23 protein-coding genes and 1 pseudogene are annotated in these 20,566 nt (G+C 39.9%); 14 read left to right on the plus strand and 10 right to left on the minus strand.

What is annotated here, in order from left to right; genetic code table 11:
• Positions 1 to 57: 57 nt before the first annotated feature.
• The 3 genes from mtnN to MTCD1_RS15410 all read left to right on the plus strand — a co-directional run bounded on the left by mtnN (position 58) and on the right by MTCD1_RS15410 (position 2,633).
• Positions 58 to 789 carry a 5'-methylthioadenosine/S-adenosylhomocysteine nucleosidase gene (gene mtnN, locus MTCD1_RS15400; protein ID WP_057182931.1) on the plus strand — a complete coding sequence of 244 codons (732 nt, stop codon included), beginning with the start codon at positions 58 to 60 and terminating at the stop codon, positions 787 to 789.
• A gap of 63 nt (positions 790 to 852) precedes the next feature.
• Complete coding sequence (locus MTCD1_RS15405) at positions 853 to 1,818, plus strand: cobalamin biosynthesis protein CobD/CbiB (protein ID WP_057182929.1); 966 nt, start codon at positions 853 to 855, stop codon at positions 1,816 to 1,818.
• A 152-nt stretch (positions 1,819 to 1,970) separates the two neighbouring features.
• Positions 1,971 to 2,633 (plus strand): trimeric intracellular cation channel family protein, encoded by a 663-nt coding sequence (locus MTCD1_RS15410; RefSeq protein ID WP_057182927.1) that lies wholly within the window; start codon positions 1,971 to 1,973, stop codon positions 2,631 to 2,633.
• Positions 2,634 to 2,701: 68 nt separating this feature from the next.
• Here the strand turns inward: MTCD1_RS15410 and MTCD1_RS15415 are convergent, their stop codons facing one another.
• From MTCD1_RS15415 to MTCD1_RS15425, 3 genes are all read right to left on the minus strand, one after another.
• Positions 2,702 to 3,364 (minus strand): lysophospholipid acyltransferase family protein, encoded by a 663-nt coding sequence (locus MTCD1_RS15415; protein ID WP_057182925.1) that lies wholly within the window; start codon positions 3,362 to 3,364, stop codon positions 2,702 to 2,704.
• 23 nt (positions 3,365 to 3,387) lie between these two features.
• Positions 3,388 to 3,711, minus strand: coding sequence for a ribonuclease E inhibitor RraB (locus tag MTCD1_RS15420; RefSeq protein ID WP_057182923.1), 324 nt, complete (start codon positions 3,709 to 3,711; stop codon positions 3,388 to 3,390).
• 100 nt (positions 3,712 to 3,811) lie between these two features.
• Complete coding sequence (locus tag MTCD1_RS15425) at positions 3,812 to 4,387, minus strand: DUF4136 domain-containing protein (RefSeq protein WP_057182921.1); 576 nt, start codon at positions 4,385 to 4,387, stop codon at positions 3,812 to 3,814.
• Positions 4,388 to 4,613: 226 nt separating this feature from the next.
• Between MTCD1_RS15425 and MTCD1_RS15430 the strand changes: the two genes are divergently transcribed.
• Entirely contained in the window at positions 4,614 to 5,504 is an 891-nt protein-coding gene (locus tag MTCD1_RS15430) for a TraB/GumN family protein (protein ID WP_082606598.1), read from the plus strand.
• Positions 5,505 to 5,572: 68 nt separating this feature from the next.
• Here the strand turns inward: MTCD1_RS15430 and MTCD1_RS15435 are convergent, their stop codons facing one another.
• Entirely contained in the window at positions 5,573 to 6,775 is a 1,203-nt protein-coding gene (locus tag MTCD1_RS15435) for a type II toxin-antitoxin system HipA family toxin (protein WP_057182919.1), read from the minus strand.
• The gene (locus tag MTCD1_RS15440; RefSeq protein ID WP_057183044.1) at positions 6,775 to 7,029 is read right to left on the minus strand and encodes a helix-turn-helix domain-containing protein; all 255 of its coding nucleotides are present in this window, start codon (positions 7,027 to 7,029) and stop codon (positions 6,775 to 6,777) included. Before MTCD1_RS15440 ends, MTCD1_RS15435 begins: the two co-directional genes overlap by 1 nt.
• Before the next feature lie 157 nt (positions 7,030 to 7,186).
• Between MTCD1_RS15440 and MTCD1_RS21270 the strand changes: the two genes are divergently transcribed.
• Positions 7,187 to 7,330 (plus strand): hypothetical protein, encoded by a 144-nt coding sequence (locus MTCD1_RS21270; protein WP_157447819.1) that lies wholly within the window; start codon positions 7,187 to 7,189, stop codon positions 7,328 to 7,330.
• 48 nt (positions 7,331 to 7,378) lie between these two features.
• Here the strand turns inward: MTCD1_RS21270 and tyrS are convergent, their stop codons facing one another.
• On the minus strand, positions 7,379 to 8,578 hold the full coding sequence (tyrS, locus tag MTCD1_RS15445; protein WP_057182917.1) for a tyrosine--tRNA ligase: 1,200 nt from the start codon (positions 8,576 to 8,578) through the stop codon (positions 7,379 to 7,381).
• Positions 8,579 to 8,957: 379 nt separating this feature from the next.
• Between tyrS and MTCD1_RS15450 the strand changes: the two genes are divergently transcribed.
• From MTCD1_RS15450 to oxyR, 8 genes are all read left to right on the plus strand, one after another.
• Complete coding sequence (locus tag MTCD1_RS15450; RefSeq protein WP_231733098.1) at positions 8,958 to 10,436, plus strand: peptidoglycan DD-metalloendopeptidase family protein; 1,479 nt, start codon at positions 8,958 to 8,960, stop codon at positions 10,434 to 10,436.
• On the plus strand, positions 10,429 to 11,631 hold the full coding sequence (locus tag MTCD1_RS15455; RefSeq protein ID WP_057182914.1) for an anhydro-N-acetylmuramic acid kinase: 1,203 nt from the start codon (positions 10,429 to 10,431) through the stop codon (positions 11,629 to 11,631). The genes MTCD1_RS15450 and MTCD1_RS15455 overlap by 8 nt, the downstream gene beginning before the upstream one ends.
• A gap of 287 nt (positions 11,632 to 11,918) precedes the next feature.
• On the plus strand, positions 11,919 to 12,110 hold the full coding sequence (locus tag MTCD1_RS15460) for a hypothetical protein (RefSeq protein ID WP_057182912.1): 192 nt from the start codon (positions 11,919 to 11,921) through the stop codon (positions 12,108 to 12,110).
• Positions 12,111 to 12,328: 218 nt separating this feature from the next.
• A complete protein-coding gene (locus MTCD1_RS15465; RefSeq protein ID WP_057182910.1) occupies positions 12,329 to 13,834 on the plus strand; it encodes a Na+/H+ antiporter NhaC family protein in 1,506 nt (501 codons plus the stop codon).
• Between the two features lie 210 nt (positions 13,835 to 14,044).
• Positions 14,045 to 15,094 (plus strand): isoaspartyl peptidase/L-asparaginase family protein, encoded by a 1,050-nt coding sequence (locus tag MTCD1_RS15470; protein WP_057182908.1) that lies wholly within the window; start codon positions 14,045 to 14,047, stop codon positions 15,092 to 15,094.
• 295 nt (positions 15,095 to 15,389) lie between these two features.
• Positions 15,390 to 15,515, plus strand: coding sequence for a hypothetical protein (locus tag MTCD1_RS22150; protein WP_257721029.1), 126 nt, complete (start codon positions 15,390 to 15,392; stop codon positions 15,513 to 15,515).
• Between the two features lie 196 nt (positions 15,516 to 15,711).
• The gene (locus tag MTCD1_RS15475) at positions 15,712 to 16,329 is read left to right on the plus strand and encodes a LysE family translocator (protein ID WP_057182906.1); all 618 of its coding nucleotides are present in this window, start codon (positions 15,712 to 15,714) and stop codon (positions 16,327 to 16,329) included.
• An 87-nt stretch (positions 16,330 to 16,416) separates the two neighbouring features.
• Positions 16,417 to 17,316 carry a DNA-binding transcriptional regulator OxyR gene (oxyR, locus tag MTCD1_RS15480; RefSeq protein ID WP_057182904.1) on the plus strand — a complete coding sequence of 300 codons (900 nt, stop codon included), beginning with the start codon at positions 16,417 to 16,419 and terminating at the stop codon, positions 17,314 to 17,316.
• Between the two features lie 432 nt (positions 17,317 to 17,748).
• Here oxyR and MTCD1_RS15485 read toward each other — a convergent pair whose 3' ends face one another.
• Both MTCD1_RS15485 and ohr read right to left on the minus strand, forming a co-directional pair.
• Positions 17,749 to 18,138: a DoxX family protein gene (locus MTCD1_RS15485; RefSeq protein ID WP_057182902.1), complete on the minus strand. Its 390-nt coding sequence runs from the start codon at positions 18,136 to 18,138 to the stop codon at positions 17,749 to 17,751.
• A 50-nt stretch (positions 18,139 to 18,188) separates the two neighbouring features.
• A complete protein-coding gene (gene ohr / locus MTCD1_RS15490) occupies positions 18,189 to 18,611 on the minus strand; it encodes an organic hydroperoxide reductase Ohr (protein WP_057182900.1) in 423 nt (140 codons plus the stop codon).
• A 205-nt stretch (positions 18,612 to 18,816) separates the two neighbouring features.
• Here ohr and MTCD1_RS15495 point away from each other — a divergent pair.
• A pseudogene (locus MTCD1_RS15495) lies at positions 18,817 to 19,092 on the plus strand (MarR family winged helix-turn-helix transcriptional regulator); the annotation flags it as partial.
• A gap of 224 nt (positions 19,093 to 19,316) precedes the next feature.
• Here the strand turns inward: MTCD1_RS15495 and MTCD1_RS15500 are convergent.
• Together MTCD1_RS15500 and MTCD1_RS15505 are read right to left on the minus strand one after the other, a co-directional pair.
• A complete protein-coding gene (locus tag MTCD1_RS15500) occupies positions 19,317 to 19,733 on the minus strand; it encodes a helix-turn-helix domain-containing protein (RefSeq protein WP_057182898.1) in 417 nt (138 codons plus the stop codon).
• Positions 19,733 to 20,008 (minus strand): type II toxin-antitoxin system HigB family toxin, encoded by a 276-nt coding sequence (locus tag MTCD1_RS15505; protein ID WP_268807362.1) that lies wholly within the window; start codon positions 20,006 to 20,008, stop codon positions 19,733 to 19,735. The genes MTCD1_RS15500 and MTCD1_RS15505 overlap by 1 nt, the downstream gene beginning before the upstream one ends.
• Positions 20,009 to 20,566: the final 558 nt, after the last annotated feature.

The following is a 20,566-nucleotide window of genomic DNA, read 5'->3' on the forward strand; positions in this document are numbered from 1 at the left end:
TGCCGGGTTAGAGTAAGCAATTATCATTTATTTTATTAAACAGAATTAGGAATTACCATGAAAGCAGGAATCATTGGCGCAATGGAGCCAGAAGTTGCTATTTTAAAAGCAAAATTAACCGATGCTAAAACTACGGAACATGCAGGCTATACCTTTTATCAAGGTCAGTTAGCGGGCAGTGATGTGGTTATTGTGCAATCGGGTATCGGCAAGGTGGCGGCAGCGTTAGCCACGCTAATATTGATTGACCGTTTTCAAGTGGATTACGTGGTGAATACCGGCTCTGCTGGTGGCTTTGATGCGAGTTTAAAAGTGGGCGATATTGTCGTCAGTTCTGAAGTTCGTTATCACGATGTGGACATAACCGCATTTGGCTATGAAATTGGGCAATTACCGGGCAACCCAGCGGCATTTATGCCCCATAAGGACTTGGTGGCAGCAGCCCAACAAGGTATTGAGCAATTAAGCAAAACAGCGGAACAGAATATTAAGGCGGTCACCGGTTTGATCACCACAGGTGATACCTTTATGACCAAAGAAGAAGATGTCGCTAAAGCTCGGGCTAATTTCCCCACTATGGCTGCGGTTGAAATGGAAGGTGCGGCTATCGCGCAAGCGTGTTTACAGCTTAAAACGCCTTTTGTTATTATCCGTTCACTTTCTGATATTGCCGGTAAAGAATCTCCTCATACCTTTGACGAATATTTAGCAACCGCGGCAGTAAATTCCTCGCAGTTAGTGTTGAATATGCTGGAGCAGCTTAAAGGTAAAACACTAGGCCCTGCTTAAGCCCTTAGCGGGTATTAGCGAATAACTACCGAATCATGACTGAGTGATTTAAAAGGATAATCAATGACAGTATTTAGCGAGTTAATGCCGTTTAGCTATCATGTGTTAATCCTTATGGTGGTGCTGGTGATAAAATTTACGGTAAGTCATTTTGTCGCCCATGAACCATTACGTATATTTCAATTTTATTGCTTACAGCTAGGTAATAAAGTCAATAACAGTCACCATAGTACTCAGCAGCAAACTATCGCTGGTTTGTTAGCATTATTGCTCACCTTGGTACCAATAGCATTTATTTTATGGCTCTTCGCTGACTTTGTCGCGGTAGATTATCTGTGGCAAGGCTTACTACTTTATTTTGCCCTAGGCAGTCTTAACCTAGGGTCAATAAATAAAACCATAGCCCAAGCTTTGGTTGCTAGACAGAACTACTTAGCTAAGCAAATACTTCAGCCTTGGCTATTAAGAACCACAGCGCCGCTTTCGCCAGTGGGCTTGAGTAAATCCGCCATTGAAATGCAGCTGTTACGTAGTCTGCAGCAAGTTTATGTGGTTAGCTTGGTTTTTGTTACTTGTGGTCCGTTAGCCGCCTTCAGCTATCGGTTAATGCTAGAAATGCATTACTGTTGGAATACTAAGTTAGTGAAATTTAAGCACTTTGGTTTTTATCCTCAGCTATTTATTCAGCTAATCCAATGGCTACCTAGTCGCTTGATGGCATTATTGATATTACTGACTTCCTTAGGGCAAGGTACTTTATTGTCTTGGCGATTAACACGCGGCCATTTTTTTCAACTTAATAATAACTTTATTATTGCCGTACATGCTTATGTACTGGTGGTAAAGTTGGGCGGCGTGGCCATGTATCAAGAAGAAAAATTAAGAAAAATCACCTTTAATGATCTTGCCAAGCAGCCCGAGCCACAAGACCTTATTAAAGCGAACAGAAAAGTTAATTTTTCTTACTATAGCAGCTTGTTTTTGCTGGTTTTGTTAGCGCTAGGCTGGCAATTAATTACCAGTAATTAGATACTGATCAACTCTTTAGTTAATTTGGTGTTTTCATGAGTGAACTTTTATATTATTTAGATATTTATAGTCGCTTATTGTTACTCGTTATATTTACAATCAGCTGCAAGCAGTCACAGGCAGTCGAAGTCTTTAGTTAATTTGGTGTTTTCATGAATGAACTTTTATATTATTTAGATATCTTTGGCATCATCGTTTTTGCCCTTTCCGGTGCCCTTATGGCTGGACGATACCAACTCGACCCTTTTGGTGTAGTAGTGCTGGCTTCAGTCACTGCGGTAGGTGGCGGTACTATTCGTGATGTTATTTTGCAAACACCGGTATTTTGGGTAGTTAAGCCTTTCTATCTCTATGTGATTTTAGCGACAGCCATACTGACCATAGTATTTATCAGACAACCGAAACGAATTCCTAAGCGTTTTTTATTAATTGCTGATGCCTTGGGTTTAGCCTTATTTGCCGTGCTTGGTACACAAAAGGCGCTAGTTTTGGGTGCGCCGATTCCTGTTGCTATCGTCTTAGGAACTATAACTGGCGTCGCGGGTGGTATGATTCGCGATGTTTTATGTAACGTCATTCCGATGATTTTACGAGAAGAAATTTATGCGTTAGCGGCGATTTTAGGCGGTGGCTTATTTGTCTTTTTACATTGGCTTAATTGGTCTGATAGCAATGCTATTATTACTGCTATAACCGCGGCACTTATTCTTCGTTTAGCGGCTATTTATTGGCATGTTTCTTTACCGGCTTTTCATATTATTGAAAAGCCGAAAAATGAAAAGCCTAAAAAAACCCATGATAAAGAAAAAAAGTAACTATTTCTTAGTGTTACTAGCAACTAGACATAGGAGCACAACAAAATAATGAGTAGTTAATTAAGCCATTATGTTAACTGGCTAAAAGCTTTATTCATTGCTTGGTGAGTGTGCTCGTACCAATTTTCAGTAATGGTAATTGCTGGTAACGCTTCTATTTTAATGGTGCCTGAAGTCGCCGTTTTATTGGACTCGTTATAGACATCTAAAATATTTTTAATAACAACGGGCTGCGCTTTAAGCTTCAGCTTTTCAACCAGTAATTTTGCTCCCGCTTCAAAGGGCTCAATTTTACCTGATTGAGAGCGAGTCCCTTCGGGAAAGATGATTATTTTTTTACCTTGGCAAATTTTTACGTCTTTTAACAGTTTAATAATGGCACGGCGGTCTTTTTGATCAACGGTGATGTGGCCAACCCGATCGACAATGCGCGACACTGGCCATTTGTCCATAATACCGGTGCGGCCAATAAAACGTGTATCATTGCCTACGACTTCTTCAAGGGCGAAGATGTCTAACATGCTTTGATGATTAACAATTAAAATATCAGTATCCGCATCTATAGTGCCGATGAGGCTAACACGGGCACCAACACTGCGTACAATGAGCGTGGTAAAAATTCGACGTAATCGGTTGAATATTAGGCCATGGCGTTTACACAAAGACAAGGCAACAGACTGGGCCGCTATGGCGACATACATGGTGTATTTTTTTAAATAAAAGCTAAACATGAATAGAATGCAGAAGCGCTAAACTAGGCTTCAATCCCCCAGCCATCGTTATAACCAGACAAATTGGTGGCAATTTTTTCAAGAATTTCTTCTTGTGCAACAACCGCTTGATGTGTTGGCGTCATAACCACGGTGCAATCTACATCCCAAACATTAGGGCTTTCATCAGGGTGTACGTGACACTTTACTGTCGGTAGGTGTTCTTTTATATGATCTGCCATGGCTTGTGCTTGGCCTTCTTGTTCGAACAAATGAAAGAATACCACTTCATGTGATTGACTCAAGTCGATACCTGCTTGCTGCATTTCGGCTAATACTTGGCCTGTTTCATCATCTGGAAAGTTCATATAAAAATAATATAGTTATGCTATTAGGGGCGAGTATTATAAAGCGGTAAAATCGCCTTGAATAGAGCTCACCGTAAAAAAATATTGTTCCGACGGATTTTTATTTTCTTGGGTAGTGCATTAGCATGTTATTAACAGCGGCCATCACTTTTTTATTGAGCTCTTGACTATTATCTTTTACTTTGAATTTTAATGGATAAATACTACGCCATACGGAGCGTTTTCTTTTAGGATCCACTAAATCAATAATTAAACCACCTTGATAGACATGCCAATCAATATTGTTTTTCTGCCAAGCATTGGCCCTAAGACAAGGGGCACAAAATAGTACTGCTTTGTTATAGTTTAAGTAATCTTTGGGCTGTTTTTTAACTAGGTGATAGGTGACAATGATGTCGGCACTGTCGAGATCGCTATAGTGAAAATCTTGTGCGTCTAGGTTTTTTTCAATAGCAAGCTCAATGCTACCACGTTGTGCATGTGGTAAATTTTGACTATCAAAAAAGGCCGAGCCACTGCGGTAAAAACTGTAAGTTTTAACCTGTGAAAAATCGAAGTTATTATAATAAATCACCGGATTTTTAATTGAGCTACAGCCAGAGACACTGACAACTAATAGACAGATGAATATTAGCTTTATCGGTGACACTATAGTGGTAAGAAAATTTTTCAACACAGAGTCATAACACAGTAAGTAGTAAAGCCTTAGACTAACAACTGGGCTAAGGTTTGAACAGATAAACCTTTAACTCACGGTAAATCACTTAGCGCTTAACGGGCACAGTATTAAATGAAATTGCCTTTAATATGGGGGTAAACACCCTAGGGTGTTGGTAGACTTAGCCCTGATCCGTTATAACACCGAGCAAGAATTTTCTCCTGTAAATAATAAGGATATACACATGATTAAAACCCTAAGTAAACATTTGTTCATTGCCACATTATTTACCGCAATGAGCCTGGTCTCGTTGACCGCTTTAGCAGAGTCATCCGTGTGGAAAGTTAGCAAAGGCAATGATCATATTTTCATTGGCGGCACAGTGCATATTTTACCACCCTCAGCATTTCCACTGCCGGCAGAATTTGCTCAAGCCTATAAACAAAGCGATAGCATAGTATTAGAAACTAAGTTGCCAGATGCGAACGATAGCGAATTTCAGCTAAAAATGATGCGAAAAATGGCTTATGGCAATGGCAAAACCATTGGTGACTTTATCTCAGTAAAAACTCAACAAAAACTCAGTCAGCACATTTCTGCTTTGGGTGTTGATTTAGCTATGTTTGAACACTTTAAACCTGGATTTTTGGTAACCATGCTGGCGCTATTAGAAGCGCAACAGGCACAGTTATCAGGGGAAGGTGTTGATATCTTCTACAGTAAAAAAGCGCGTGCAGATAAAAAACCCATAGCGTATTTGGAAAGTGTCGACTTTCAAATGAATATGATTGCTAATCTGGGGGTGGGTGATGAGGATCGTTTTATTACCTCAAATCTTGAGCAGATGAAAGATTTCAAAGCGATGTTTTTAGGCTTACTTAAAGCATGGCGAGTCGGGGATGAAGAGCAACTTAACCAGTTAGCGATTGAGCCGATGAAAAATGATGCTAACACCCTTAAAACCTTACTTACCGATAGAAATAAAAACTGGCTGCCACAACTTGAACGCATGTTTGCTGGCAATGGTAACCGCAGCGAGACAGAATTTGTCTTAGTAGGTATCGCACATCTAGCGGGCGATAAAAGTGTCTTAGCGTTATTGAAAGCTAAAGGCTATCACGTAGAGAAGTTATAATTTTCGATAAAGCAAGCGGAAGAATACCCAACGGATTATTAGCGCATTAATGTTAAAGCGTTAGGTGGTTAGCTTGCCTGCACCGTTAATAGTTGTTGCATCTTATCGGCAATCTCGCCGAAGGCTTTATGCTTATCAGTCAATTCACTTAATAAGGGTAAGCAAGCTATTTTGGCTTGTTCAATTTCTTTATAGACCTGTTCCATTTGTTTATTCGATAGTCCGCAGTGCTGTTTGCCAAATTGCAGTAAAACCTTCTTTTTAGGCCAGCGTTTAGAGCCGGTTAAGCTTAATGCCATAGTGTCATTTGCCAAATAAGGAGTTGTGCTGACAATATCAAAAACGGGGGAGAATGTGATCGCTGCTTTTGGCATAGTGCCTTGGGTGTAATCTGGTAAGTCTTGGTAGAGCACACCATAGTTTTTTAAATGCGCATCACCATTTCTTAGTAGGATGTTTAGCACGGTTAATTTAAAAAAGTCATAGAGTGCCTTTTGCTTATGCTCTATAGAAATAAAAAGGCTAATAGTGTTAGCGCAAGACTCTAAGCTTGCATCATATTTTTGCTTTGTTGATTTCCCTTGCAGCACACAAAAATCTTCAAAGCCGAGTGATCTTCCTGTGTCATCTATATCAAAACGTTTTGTTATTAATAGCTTGCTACTTTCACTTAAGTAAAAAGGTGAGACATCTAACCCTGACTCTTTGGCTAAGCTTAAGCAAAAAAACTCATTACATGCGAGCTCAGGGAATTCATTCCCCCAGCTTTTGACTATATATGAACTGATTGGGTAAGTTACTCGATCAAGGTCTTTTTCTTGAATATCGAGCAGGACTTTAGGTTGAACCCCGGCAACGCCTGATTGCATGGCGAATCGGTTTAATAGTTGTGAGAATAGATTTACATCATCGTTTTTAAGTAAATTTTCTAAGCTTAACTCAAAGGTATCATCTGCTTTTGGTAACATACCTGCGAGTGTGTAGTTTATTGAGCCTATTTGGTTGTTACCGAGTAGCACAAGCACAGTAAGATCATCACTACCAAATGCCTTTGCTGTCGCTTTGTCTATAGCTTCTCGCAAGCGACCTTCTGGCATGTTCATTTGAAAAAATGGATGTAGACTATCATAAGCATAGCTCTCTAAACGAATGGGCATAGTTAAAGATAATGCTGTATTGCTGTCTAAGGCATACGAAAATAAATGCTTTTCTTGTTCTTTTTGCAAGGCACCAATTTTTTCCCCGTGAGTATAAACATCAATATTAGCCATTAATAACCTTGCTTATTAAGTTCTTGCAGTTGATCAAGTGTAGGTAGTCCTAGGTCTTTAATTGTTAGAGATTTATTAAATAGGTTGAGAATTTTTTCTATTTTTCTAATGCCGATATCAGAGTAATCACCACGTTCAATACTGCCAATTGTGGTTCTGTTGAGGCCAGTATAATTCGCTAGCTGTTGTTGGCTCCAGCCCTGCTGCTTTCTTTCATGTAGAATGAGTGCAGAAATATTATTTAAATTGCTCATATCATCGTATTTACAAAGTGTTTTGGTGATTATAATCACCATTTTAATCGTAGTAAAGTATTTAGGTGAATATATCCATCATTTATGGTTGGTGGTGGTAGATATTTAGGCATAAAAGCTTGCGGAATTTGCTTCGCGTTTTAGGCTAGGTCGTTCTTTGAGTGCCATGCCTTTGCATAATGATTGTCTGCTAGATTATGCAGATGCAGAAGAAAAGCTCGTTATTACAGTTGATTATCATCAGGATGAGGTGGGTAAAAAAAAAGTGACAAAAAAGCCAGTAAACTTGTTACTGGCTTGATAGATTATGGACTGGCTCAGTGGCCGATGAACTCGCTTAATTGAATGCTTAACTTACCGTGATGCGAGCAAATTTACGTTTACCCACTTGGTATACCGCAGTAGTGCCAGCCTTAATGACTAGGCTTCTTTCGGTGACTTTTTCGCTATCAATTTTAGCTGCACCTTGTTTAATCATACGATATGCATCAGAGGTGCTGGCAACTAAACCCGCGTCTTTAAGTAAGTTAGCGATAGCAATTTCACCGCCCTCTGTTTTAAGCTCTAATTCAGGCATGTCATCAGGCAGGGCGCCTTTTTGAAAGCGATTGATAAATTCATCATGAGCAGCTTGGGCCGCGGCTTCATCGTGAAAACGCGCAATCAGCTCTTTGGCTAAATCAATTTTAACATCACGTGGATTTTTACCGTTTTCAATATCGGTTTTATAGCCTTCAATTTCAGCTAACGGCTTAAAGCTAAGTAACTCGTAATAACGCCACATTAACACATCAGAAATAGACATGATTTTACCAAACATTTCTGTTGGGCTATCCGTAATACCTATGTAGTTACCTAATGATTTAGACATTTTCTGTACGCCATCTAACCCTTCAAGTAATGGCATCATGATGACGGTTTGTGGGCGCTGACCTTCAGCTTTTTGTAATTCACGACCGATCAATAAATTAAACTTTTGATCGGTACCGCCAAGTTCAACGTCTGCCTCTAAGGCTACTGAATCCCAACCTTGTACTAACGGGTACATAAACTCATGAATGGCAATAGCTTGACCATTAGCAAAGCGCTTTTTAAAGTCGTCACGCTCCATCATACGAGCAACAGTTTGACGAGAGGCAAGTTTTAACATGCCGGCCGCGCCTAATTTATCCATCCAAGTAGAGTTAAAAACTACTGTGGTTTTAGCCGGATCAAGAATCTTAAAGACTTGCTTTTTATACGTTTCAGCGTTGGCTAAGACATCTTCTCGGGTTAATGCTTTTCGGGTAACATTTTTACCGGTCGGATCGCCAATCATGCCAGTAAAATCTCCAATCAAGAAAATAACTTCATGACCTAACTGCTGAAATTGGCGTAATTTGTTAATTAAAACCGTATGGCCTAAATGTAAATCAGGGGCGGTAGGATCGAAGCCGGCTTTAATTTTAAGTGGTTTACCGGTTTTAAGTTTTGCGAGTAACTCTTCTTCCACTAATATTTCTGCTGTGCCGCGTTTTAGCTCGGCAAATGCTTGGTTCACATCGGTCATTTATGACTCCACTGACTGGATTTAGCTACTTAGTCTTATGGGTATTAGATTGACTAGGTAAGTTTATTTAATGGTCGAATTCTACTGTACTTTGCCAGTGGGATAAAACCTTATCATGGCTTTTTTAGTAAGAAGAACTGATTCTTCGGTAAAATTGCCATCTATTAACGGTTAACTAGGGTAGGCCGTTCGATAGTGGCATTGCAAAATTCAAAAGTATTGTGATTAGTTATAGCGGTATTTTTTCTGTAGTTTTGATATAGTCACTGGATTATTTGAATTTGCTATTTAGTTATAGCTAAACCACGGGCAACTGAATCATGCAGTTTGCAGTGGCTTGGCTATATAATTTCCCGCTATAAAAGTTTCGAGTCGTACTTTGTTAAAAAAATTATTAGAAACGTTCCAAAATCTACCCAAACAACATCGCTGGATTATTATCGGCAGTAGCTGTTTTTTACTATTTTTACTGATTTTTCCGTCCAGTGATGACAGTGACAATAGCAAAGATATTCCGGTGGGACAGCGTATTCAGCTAACGCTACCTGAAGATATAGTACCAGCAAGCACAACGCCAAGGCAAAGCGCTTTACCGCAACGTAGTCTGGCTAAAGTCACTTATAATAGCGCAACAGAGCAATTACCTTCGTTAGCTAAAAATCAAAGTACTCAACAAGATGGCAGCTTAGCGAGCGGTGAATTATCAGGTAAAGTTAAAATACAAGACTCTATAGCAGAGCTAGCCAATTTAAGCTGGCAAACGGTGCAAGTGCGTAGTGGTGACTCCTTAGCCTTGATATTAAAGCGCTTAGGCTTTAGTGCGCAAACAACGTATGCGGTGAGTACCGCCAAAGGTAAAGACAGTAAATTATTAAAGAGGCTTAATGTTGGTGATAAATTGCGTATTGCCAGCAATGAAAGTCAGCAATTAGCCGCACTAGAGTATCCACTTTCAAGAATCGAGACGCTATTTATTAATCTAGTGGGTGATGGTTATCAATCACATCGAGAAACTAAGCAAGTAGAAATACGGGAAAGTTTTAGTTACGGTACCATCAGATCCAGTTTTTGGAATGCTGGCATAACGGCAGGATTGAGTGATAGCCAAATTATCAATTTTGCCAATATTTTTGGTTGGGATATAGATTTTGGCCTAGATATACGCGCAGGCGATAGTTTTCATATTACCTATGAAAAGAAGTATGTTGAAGGCGAATATATTGGTACCGGCAATATTTTAGCGGCAGAGATAACCAACCAAGGTGAAGTTTTTCAAGCGATTCGTTTTACTGATGATGAGTATTACAGCCCTGATGGCAGAAGCATGCGTAAAGCTTTCTTACGCGCGCCAGTGAATTTTAAATACATCAGTTCTAGCTTTAAGCGTAATCGCCGTCACCCAGTAACAAAGCGCTTGCAAGCACATAATGGTATAGATTACGCGGCGAAAAAAGGTACACCAGTGGTTGCCGCCGGTAATGGTAAGGTAATCCGCGCGGGTTATAGTAAGTATAATGGTTATTATGTCTTTATTCAGCACGGTAATGGCATAGTGACTAAGTACCTGCACTTTTATAAACGGGCAGCCGTTAAAAAAGGCCAACGGGTAAAACAAGGGCAGGTGATTGGTTATGTCGGAGCAACGGGTTTAGCCGCAGGGCCCCATTTGCATTATGAATTTTTACTGCATGGCGTGCATCGTAACCCTCGTACGGTAAAGCTGCCTGATGCGAGACCTATTGCTAAAAAATACAAAGCTAAATTCACCTTATTAGCGGCTGAACGACTAGCAGCATTATCGGGCGCTAAAAACGCGTTACTTTCCACCCAAGTCAGCGATATAACGCCGAATGAATAACAAAGAAGAAACAGCGCGAGGGAAATACTATATTGGCTTAATGTCAGGTACCAGTGCTGATGGTATCGACTTAGCGCTAGTGGACTTTAATGACCCTCAGCAGCAAGCTCGATTCGTTGCCAGCTATTATCAAGACTACAATTCGGCTATAAGTGAAAAAATCACCTCACTTTATCAACCAGGCAGCAATGAAATTGATCGTGCTTTTCATCTTGATGTTGAATTAGCACAGTTATTTGCTCAAGCAATTACCGTACTGCTTAAACAAGAAAATCTCAGCGCTAGCGATATTATTGCTATTGGTAACCATGGACAAACTATTCGCCATCGCCCCACAGGTGCTAACCCCTTTACCTTGCAAATAGGTTGTTGTCAAACCTTAGCAACCTTAACTGGCATTCGTGTTGTTGGTCAGTTTCGCCGGAAGGATATGGCCTTAGGTGGTCAAGGTGCGCCCTTAGTACCTATTTTTCATCAACAATTATTTGCTGAGAGTAATGAGGCTAATTTTGTCGTCAACATCGGCGGTATTGCCAATATTACTTTTTTGCCAGCGCAAAATGCCAAGAGTTCAATCTTAGGTTTTGATACCGGTCCAGGCAATGCCTTGCTCGATGATTGGTTTTTGAAACATCATGCCAGCAGTGATGATAAATTTGATCGCGATGGTGCTTGGGCGACAACAGGGCAAGTTAATCAAACACTATTGACTCAGATGTTGGCGGATGATTACATCAAAGCTGCAGCCCCTAAAAGTACCGGCAGAGAATACTTCAACCTTGCTTGGCTAGCTCAACAATTGAGCTCTTTTAAAGAAAAATCAAACTCACCAGCTTGTTCTGCAGTTCCTAACGCCGTCCCTAATGCCGTAGATATTCAAGCAACCTTATTGGCTTTTACCGCGCAAAGTATTAGTACTGCCATTATGGCACTGGCTAAACAAGCTAAGGTCTATTTATGTGGCGGTGGTGTGCATAATAGCGCCTTAGTTGCTGCGCTTACCGACAATTTGAATCGCTCAGGCTCAGTTTATAAAGTAGACACTATGCAAGCCTTGAACATAGATGGCGATATTCTTGAAGCCATGGCGTTTGCTTGGCTCGCTTATGCTTTTGATCATAACTTAATCAGTAATATGCCAGCAGTAACGGGTGCGAGTGCCAGTTGTACTCTGGGTAGCGAATTTTTACCTTAAGCCATATCCTACCCGTTATGGCCGAGGTCTCTTGTTGGCAAGCTATCTCTTTATTCGCTAATCTTTAATTACGAGTCTTTATTACTCAGCTTTTTCACTTAAATTTTTCATACAATAGAGTCAGTTGGAAAAATTTCCTCATTTATCCGATAAAACAGGGTAGTAATCTACTAGCAGACCATCATTTCAACACTATACTTAAAGGTTAAGTGGTTAAAAAATGAACTACTTGGTAGTGGTGAACTCTAACTCAGCACACCTTGCTAAGCTAGCATCGAGGAGGGCTTATGGAATTTAAAGACATTCATATTGGTATGAAATGTGGCAGTAAAAAAGGCAGTGGTACGGTTACTTGGGTTGATGGCTCAACACATACCATTTATATGATTGATTGTAAAAATAATAATAATTTTGAAGTCAATATCAGCGATATTATTGAAGATCCACAAGCACACAATAGAAAAGATGATTACTACTAATTAATTTTTAAAATTTATTATTCGATTCATCATCAATAAACCCGACAAATTGATACTTTGTCGGGTTTTTTATTGCTTTACCCTCGCGAATATATTGAATATTACACCAATTCAAATAAGTTTCTGAGTGGCAATAAACTTACTTGATTTGGTATTAGCTATTTGACACACTGCCTGCGTTGTTTTTAATTCTCAAAACTCATGTGGTAAGGTTTTTTATGGAATGGTTGTCTGTGTTGCCTCCTTTGGTGGCTATTATTATTGTTATTTGGAAAAAAGAAGTCATTCTTGCTTTACTGGCAGCCGTGTTTTCCGCTGAGTTATTATTAGCATCACAACAGCATAGTAATATTATATTTTATGCTTTTATCGGTTTTATTGAACGTATTATTAGTGTCGTTAGCTCAGCCGGTAATGCCCGTATCTTGATTTTCAGTCTACTTATTGGCGCCTTACTGGCTTATATTCGCGACTCTGGTGGTGTTAGCGCCACCGTGGAAAAATTAGTCAATAAAGGCATTGCCAAGAGTAAAAGACAAGTAGGCGCTTTAACCATGTTTACTGGCATGGTGATTTTTATTGAATCTAACCTTAGTGTGCTTACTGCGGGTATTTTATCGCGTGATTTATTCGATAAGTTTAAAATGAGCCGAGCGCGCTTAGCTTATATTATTGACAGTACCAGTGCACCCGTATGTATCTTAGTGCTACTTAACGGTTGGGGCGCCTATGTGCTGGCGTTATTGAATAACTATGATCTAGGTCAGTCTTCGGTCTCTATTTTATGGGGTTCAGTGGCTTTTAATTTCTATGCCATTATTACTTTGCTTTTGGTGGTTTATACGGTTGTTACCGATAAAGTACATGGCCCGATGAAAGAGATAGAGTTGGCCTTGAATGCGGATGAGCAAAGCAATAAATCGCCAGACGCGAGCGAGTTAGTAGCAGAGTCGGCAATGCTAGAGTCGACCAAGCAAGAGCAAGCTCACTATTCGACGGTTGCACCAGCGCTACCACAACAAAGTCTCTCCAAAGAAATGCTGCAAGAAAGTATAGTGCCAGCCACTAAAGCACGCTTTATGTTAGTACCACTGCTTAGCATGATCTTGGCGATGTTCTTTTTTATGTATTGGAGTGGTGATGGTGATATCACCCAAGGCAACGGTAGTAAATCTGTGCTTTATGCTACTTGTTTTGCTTTGGCGGTGAGTTACTCTTTATTGCGTTTTTATAAACGCTTTCAACATCAAGAATTAATCGATATAGGTTTTAAAGGCATAGGGGAATTATTGCCTTTAGTGACGATAGTATTGATGTCTTTAACCCTTGGTGCAAGTTTAAAAGAACTAGGCACAGGATTCTTTATTGCCGGTATCGTTGGTGAGTACTTACCTTTAGTTTTAGTGGTGCCAATGTTGTTTTTAGCCGGTGCGGTTATTTCCTTTAGTACCGGCACCTCATGGGGCACTTTTGCTATATTAATTCCTATTGGTGTACCCTTAATTCAAGCGCTCGGTTTACCACCTTCATTGGTTATCGCTGCGATTTTAGGTGGTGGTATTTTTGGTGATCACTGCTCGCCTATTTCTGATACAACCTGTGTGTCGGCTATCGCTTCAGGCTGTGATTTACTTGAGCATGTCAAAACCCAAATGCCTTATGCGCTTTTTGCTGGCACGTTAACGCTAGTGGCTTATATTATTGCCAGTATTATGATGATTTAGCTGAACGTTACCGCTGAACTTTTGGCCATGACCCTTTAGCGATTAAATGCAGTCAAGGCATAGTCATTGACTGCATTTAAACAGAAAAATGACGCTACTTATCGAGTATGAGTGGTAAAATCGAGCACTTTAATGCAGATTACTGAGCAATGATTAACCATCAAAGCTAGCTGTTAGCTATTCACTGGCAGAGCTTACTGAGGACTAATAATGAAAAAAATGTTACCGCTATTTACGTGTTTACTTTTGCCTGCTTTTGCTAATAGCACGTTAGCGCAAGAGGCACCTTTTGCCATTGCCATTCACGGTGGTGCCGGCACTATTGAAAAAGACCGTTTCAGCCCTGAAAAAGAAGCCGCCTATCGAGCAAAGCTGCAAGAATCGGTTGAGGTAGGTTATGCCATTCTTGAACAGGGCGGAACTAGCCTAGATGCGTTAACCGCCGCAATAAATATTCTAGAAAACTCGCCTTTTTTCAATGCTGGCAAAGGCGCGGTTTATACCCATGATGAAAGTCATGAAATGGATGCGTCAATTATGTATGGGGAAAATCGTCAAGCAGGTGCTGTCGCGGGCGTTAAACATATTGAAAACCCGATAAACCTAGCACGTTTGGTGATGGAAAAATCTGTGCATGTCATGCTTAGCGGTGATGGCGCCGAAGAGTTTGCCAAAACTCAAGGCGTAAACTTAGTCGCTAACAAACTGTTTGATACTGAGCATAGATACAAATCTCTACAGCGCGCGAAAGCAAAAATGAAAAAGGCTGAAGAGGCTAATCGCGGCCAAAAAGGAAACAAAGATTACCAAGCGGCGCACTTTGCCCTAGATACCGAATATAAAGTGGGTACCGTTGGCGCGGTTGCGCTTGATAAGTATGGCAATATTGCTGCCGGTACTTCTACGGGTGGCATGACCAATAAACGTTATGGCCGCATTGGTGATTCACCCGTGATTGGTGCCGGTACGTTTGCCGATAATGCTTCATGTGCCGTTTCAGCCACGGGTCACGGTGAATACTTTATCCGTTATAACGTTGCCGCTGATATTTGCGCCAGAGTGAAATATCAAGGCAAGAGTATTGAGCAAGCGGGTAAAGAAGTTATCCATGATGTGCTTTTTCCTATTGGCGGTACGGGTGGGGTGATCATCATAGATACCCAAGGCAATATAAGCTTGCCATTTAATACTAAAGGTATGTATCGCGCCTCTAAATCAAATACCACTGCGACTTATGTCGGTATTTTTAAAGAGGATTGATCGACCAAAAAGGTCTTAGTGAGCCTAGCCAACAAGTGAGACGCTCACTTTTCCATGACCTAGCCAAAATGAGCGCGAGCCATGGAATGTACTGACATATTTACGGTAAGTTATTGGCTAGATAGTGTTTTTGTTATTATCGCCCTGATCTTTCAATTATAATTCTAGGCTGTTTCTTTGATCCGCATCAAGTTTTACTGTCTATCATTATAGTTTTACTGTCTATCATTATAAATATCGGCTAAAATTAGCGCCTTATTTTTAGTTGATTAATTGCTGTACAGGATACTAGACCATGTCAGACCACAAAGAAGATTTTAAAGATACTACCTCTGCCATTAATATAATAATGGTTATTGTGGTAATGGTGGCCATGCCTTTACTACCTATGCTTATGGGTTGGTTTACTATGTTACGTTAAATAATAATCAGCTTTGCTGGAGGGGCGCATTAGCTCCTCACAGTAATGATTATTAGGGTTCTGCTGATTATTCTATAACGCTAGCCCGCATGCGGATTTTTTATTTCTTCATTCATCGCTAATTTCAAAGTCATGACACATTTTTTTGCTAAAGTGTCGGTAAATTTTATTGTCTTTCCATTTTAAGGGTTATTAAATGCCTGATTTAGCTGTGCTTGCGATATTTATTCCCACATTCTTTTTTGTCTCAATAACGCCGGGTATGTGCATGACGCTGGCTATGACGTTAGGCATGAGTATCGGTGTTCGTCGCACAATGTGGATGATGATTGGTGAACTTCTTGGTGTCGCTATTGTTGCGATAGCTGCCGTGCTTGGTGTTGCCAGTATTATGCTCAACTACCCTAGTGTCTTTGAGGTGTTGAAGTGGCTAGGTGGTGCTTATTTGGCTTATATCGGCATTAATATGTGGCGCTCAACCGCTAAAATGTCAGTCGGAGGCGGTGAACTAAACGATGTCAGTCGCTATGCTTTATTTTCTCAAGGCTTAGTTACCGCTATTGCTAATCCTAAGGGCTGGGCTTTTATGATATCTCTGCTGCCGCCTTTCATTAGTGTTGAGCGCGATGTAGCACCACAATTAATGCTCTTGCTAGGTGTTATCATGGTAACAGAGTTTACCAGCATGATGGCTTACGCTACGGGTGGTAAAAGCTTACGTATATTCTTAAGTCGTGGTGATAACATTAAATGGCTGAATCGTATTGCCGGTAGCTTAATGGTAACGGTTGGCCTTTGGCTTGCTCTTAGCTAGCTTTTACTCAGCGAACTCGCTTTCATTACCTGAACCTATTACCATAGCCTATTACTTTGATTTCTTATTAATTGATAGGTTGTAGCTATGATTAAGTTGCGCGATTTAGAATATTTAACGGCCATAGATAAACACAAACACTTTGGTAAAGCGGCACTAGCTTGTTTTGTTAGTCAGCCGACCTTAAGTGGTCAGTTAATGAAGCTAGAGCAACAATTAGGTTTGCAACTGGTCGAGCGTCATCGTCGCAATGTTATGTTAACCCCAGCAGGGGAGCAGTTAGTGCAAGAAGCACGGAAAGTGCTACAAGCCGCAGGACAATTTGAGTCTTGTGCGAAAGCTTTACTTGACCCTTTTGCTGGGGATTTGCATCTAGGTTTGATCCCGACATTAGCACCGTATTTATTGCCTCATATTATGGCCGACCTAAACACTAGCTTACCTAACATCAATTTTTTCTTACATGAAAATCAAACCAAGGTGTTATTGCAGCAATTGGATGAGGGTAAATTAGATGTGCTAATTTTGCCTTATCTTGCCGAAATGGAAAAGTTTGAATCATACCAATTGTTTGATGAACCACTGATGCTGGCAACACCAAAAAACCATCGACTGGCCACTAAAAAATCGCTATCACTGACCGACTTACAAGGTGAAAAAATACTCACCTTAGCCGATGGCCATTGTCTTAAAGATCAAGCCATGGGCTATTGTTTTGCTGCCGGCGCTAAAGAGGATAATAGCTTTCAAGCGACCAGTTTAGAGACATTACGCCATATGGTGGCCAGTGGCATGGGCATTACTTTATTGCCCGCGCTGGCTACGCAAGGCAATGTCGCCAGTGACACTATTCATTATGGGGCATTTCAAGCACCTGTACCGGTACGTGGTATCTCTTTGGTCATTAGGCCAAACTATTCGCGCATGCAGTGTGTTAGAGCCATTGTCGCCAGCGTTAGAAAGTCGCTTAGCGATATCATCAGCTAACAGCACCTTTTACTGACTAAAGCTAAACGCTCCCTGGATTTTTTGGAACAAATTTCGGAGGGGCTCATTTCTAGCGGCTGTTTTTAAAAGGCTACCGTTAAGTTCACTTTGGTGCGCATTGAAGACATAAAGACTTACTGAATGTTAAGGTCAACTTTCCGTTCATATAGCCGACATAAATTTCTATTTCTATGGCGGGAAGGGGCACTTAGTGCCTTAGAAAATATGAATAATTTCACCCTAAATTGGTGGCTAAAATCACTTAGCTACAACACTGTCAACGGGGGGCTAAATACCGAGGTAAATAGACTTATTACTCGCAATCATTATTTATAAGAAGCCATAAAAAACGAATCATATAGATTCGTTTTTTATGTATCGTTAACTATTAAGCAACTACATTGCTCATAAACTTTATGAAAATTAAAAACATTACTTTTCTTTTTGTAAAAATGCCGGCAGGGAATGACCAGAAAGTACCAATAATCCCGCAAAAATGCCTAAGTTCTTAATGAAATTTTGCATTTCATGTGCGCCATCTAGACCCGAAAAATTCCAAAAATCATGCAACGAAATATTAATGACTAACACCAAGCCTGCTAATAACAATGCGACGATTCCGGTAAATCGATTTGCAATAAGCATCAAAGCAGCGACTATTTGGAAAATACCCGCCAATGCTAATAACACCGGGACAAATGGCATATTGTGTTTTTCCATTAGCTGTATATGCATATCCCAAGATACAAATTTCATGATACCGGGAACCAGAAAATATAATGCGAGTAAAACACGTCCAACCGTTAATAACAGAGTGTTCATTTTATCAATCCTTGTTTGTTACTGTCTAATGACTATCTAAATAAAGCGAATTATAATGCAATGCCATTGACGGTCAGTTTCACCTCTATATTACCATTAACGGCATTTGAGTATGGGCAGACTTGATGTGCAGTTTTAACCAATGCGATTGCTTGCTCATCATCCAGTTCTAACGTTACCGCTAATGAAACGCTTAATACAAAACCACCCGCTTCATTAGGACCAATACCCACTTCTGCAGAGACAGGTGCTGTCGCTAATTTTAATTTTTGCCCTCCCGCTACATGTAAAATGGCATTTGAAAAACAAGCAGCGTAACCAGCTGCAAATAACTGTTCAGGGTTTGTTGCTGCGCCCGTTCCCCCCATCTCTTTTGGGTAACTTAGTGCAAGGTCGAGCATATTATCATCTGTGCTTACTCGTCCGTTACGTCCGGCAGAAGCAGTTGCTGTTGTTGTATATAGCGTTGTCATAATGATTTCCTTTTGAACATGTTTAATTAGTAGGTATTTACTATAATTGCTGCAACTAGTTTGCGAGCAATTCATTTGCGTACAATTTACTTGTGCACAATTTAATTTCGGTGATTATAGCTCGATTCAAAAGAAAAATACAAGTAGATTGTGCACAATCTTTTTAGTCAGAGGTATAATATGAGCTTATCAACAACAGCATGCGGTCAAAGTGAAGGCTCTCGGCCATGACTTACATCTCGACTCAGGTACATTAACCCCTTTACTAAAACGTTTAGAGGCAAAAGGCTTTATAACGCGCGAACGTAGTGATGAAGATGAGCGTGTTAGATTGGTATTTTTAACCACTCAAGGCCAGCAGTTAAAAAGTCAGGCTGAATCAGTACCAGAAGCGATTTTCTGTAAAAGCCAACTTCAAATGGCTGAATTACAGCAACTCAAAGCAAGCTGTGAAAAGCTATTAGCCAACTTACAAAAATAAGAACCATAGCGCTAGGTCTTTAATCTTCAATTTTCACAAAGCGAACATTGATTTTAGAAGGCGCTTTGGGGGCTATAGCGCTATAGAGTATATATCTTAATGTCAGCTATCCCTGAAGGTAGTTGACATAAAAATGGAGTTGTTCGCTCTGATAATTAGGTCAGCTTTTGTGGTAAAATCTGACTATTCCAAAGTGTATTCAGGGGTTTTGTGCCCATCCCTACTTAAAAGAATAGAGCAGGGCTGATTTCGAATCGGGCTGATAATTTTTCAATGTGTTCTACTGTTAATTTCCGTTTCTCATTGAAAATCATAGAGACTGTGCTCTTTCCACCAATTTCTTGAGCAAAGGACGTTGTATTTAATCCGTGTTGAACCATCAACAAACGTAACATTGAAGAGCCATTATTTAGATTTTCTATGCGTTGATTAAACGCTGCTAATTCAGAAGCATTATTTTCATAATCTTCAATTTTAGCCCATAGAACATCAATCAATAATAAGTTGTTATCATAATCATCTGTTAATTCATTCATCAATTCTAATGCAGCTTCGTTTTCTTGTGCTGAATTAATGCCAGTAATAAAGGGCATTTCATTTTGAAGCTGTTGAGCAAGATCTGTTATATGTTGAATATTCATTACAGTTCCTTTTTTCTATAGCGTGTAGTTAATTTATCGTATTCTGCGTGGCTAACAATATGTCTTACGTACACACGGTTATGACGAAACTCAATAAATGCAATTAACCTCAAGTTATTACCGCCAATATCGATCATCCACCATTTATCTTTATATTTAAAATTATCTAAAGAAGGTGTTACTTTTTTTAATTCACTTGGTTCTTTGAATTTACCGCTATTAAGTAGTCTGTATAAATCCTCAATAGCATCTGCATCATTGGAAAATTTTTTCATAGCATCACTGAAAATTTTTCTAGCTATTACGTGCATATAAATCTCAAAGGTTTTCAATATGTGAACATTATAACAGGACTTTTCGAGGTTCGCAATATGTGAACTATCTTTGATGTGATTTGTGCTAATGATTAAAGCAATATAGCTTAAGCCAATACTAGGCAGTATCGGACATATTATATAAAACGGGACGTTAAACTAAATATCATATTGTACAAAAAACAGCCTTAAGGTTAATTTCGAGGGGATGGGCACAAAACCCCATTCAGTGCGCCTTTTCGTCCGCTAGTAACCCGCCTTATTTGTATTACCTTTTCTAATGTCGTTTCCTACATGATCTATTTAGGGAGAAACCCAATCGAATAAACAAAACTAATGAATGAAATAGGTAAGCTGATCCTTAAGCGGTCTAGAATTTGGCAAATATAACAGACACCCACTCAAATGGAAATAATGAGTGACTCTACTATGCTTAAATAACAATCAATAAATTTCCATTGAGAGTTATTATGGCCACGGCAAGAAAACAACAAATAAGCTTAGTTGACACGCCTTATT

The sequence above is a fragment of the Colwellia marinimaniae genome (genome assembly GCF_002207865.1).
In the GTDB taxonomy this organism is placed as follows: Bacteria; Pseudomonadota; Gammaproteobacteria; order Enterobacterales; family Alteromonadaceae; genus Colwellia; species Colwellia marinimaniae.

Coding starts and splice junctions, on each gene's coding strand:
- mtnN (WP_057182931.1), top strand. CDS start 58: ATGAAAGCAGGAATCATTGGCGCAATGGAGCCAGAAGTTGCTATTTTA.
- MTCD1_RS15405 (WP_057182929.1), top strand. CDS start 853: ATGACAGTATTTAGCGAGTTAATGCCGTTTAGCTATCATGTGTTAATC.
- MTCD1_RS15410 (WP_057182927.1), top strand. CDS start 1,971: ATGAATGAACTTTTATATTATTTAGATATCTTTGGCATCATCGTTTTT.
- MTCD1_RS15415 (WP_057182925.1), bottom strand. CDS start 3,364: ATGTTTAGCTTTTATTTAAAAAAATACACCATGTATGTCGCCATAGCG.
- MTCD1_RS15420 (WP_057182923.1), bottom strand. CDS start 3,711: ATGAACTTTCCAGATGATGAAACAGGCCAAGTATTAGCCGAAATGCAG.
- MTCD1_RS15430 (WP_082606598.1), top strand. CDS start 4,614: ATGATTAAAACCCTAAGTAAACATTTGTTCATTGCCACATTATTTACC.
- MTCD1_RS15435 (WP_057182919.1), bottom strand. CDS start 6,775: ATGGCTAATATTGATGTTTATACTCACGGGGAAAAAATTGGTGCCTTG.
- MTCD1_RS15440 (WP_057183044.1), bottom strand. CDS start 7,029: ATGAGCAATTTAAATAATATTTCTGCACTCATTCTACATGAAAGAAAG.
- tyrS (WP_057182917.1), bottom strand. CDS start 8,578: ATGACCGATGTGAACCAAGCATTTGCCGAGCTAAAACGCGGCACAGCA.
- MTCD1_RS15455 (WP_057182914.1), top strand. CDS start 10,429: ATGAATAACAAAGAAGAAACAGCGCGAGGGAAATACTATATTGGCTTA.
- MTCD1_RS15460 (WP_057182912.1), top strand. CDS start 11,919: ATGGAATTTAAAGACATTCATATTGGTATGAAATGTGGCAGTAAAAAA.
- MTCD1_RS15465 (WP_057182910.1), top strand. CDS start 12,329: ATGGAATGGTTGTCTGTGTTGCCTCCTTTGGTGGCTATTATTATTGTT.
- MTCD1_RS15470 (WP_057182908.1), top strand. CDS start 14,045: ATGAAAAAAATGTTACCGCTATTTACGTGTTTACTTTTGCCTGCTTTT.
- MTCD1_RS22150 (WP_257721029.1), top strand. CDS start 15,390: ATGTCAGACCACAAAGAAGATTTTAAAGATACTACCTCTGCCATTAAT.
- MTCD1_RS15475 (WP_057182906.1), top strand. CDS start 15,712: ATGCCTGATTTAGCTGTGCTTGCGATATTTATTCCCACATTCTTTTTT.
- oxyR (WP_057182904.1), top strand. CDS start 16,417: ATGATTAAGTTGCGCGATTTAGAATATTTAACGGCCATAGATAAACAC.
- MTCD1_RS15485 (WP_057182902.1), bottom strand. CDS start 18,138: ATGAACACTCTGTTATTAACGGTTGGACGTGTTTTACTCGCATTATAT.
- ohr (WP_057182900.1), bottom strand. CDS start 18,611: ATGACAACGCTATATACAACAACAGCAACTGCTTCTGCCGGACGTAAC.
- MTCD1_RS15500 (WP_057182898.1), bottom strand. CDS start 19,733: ATGAATATTCAACATATAACAGATCTTGCTCAACAGCTTCAAAATGAA.
- MTCD1_RS15505 (WP_268807362.1), bottom strand. CDS start 20,008: ATGAAAAAATTTTCCAATGATGCAGATGCTATTGAGGATTTATACAGA.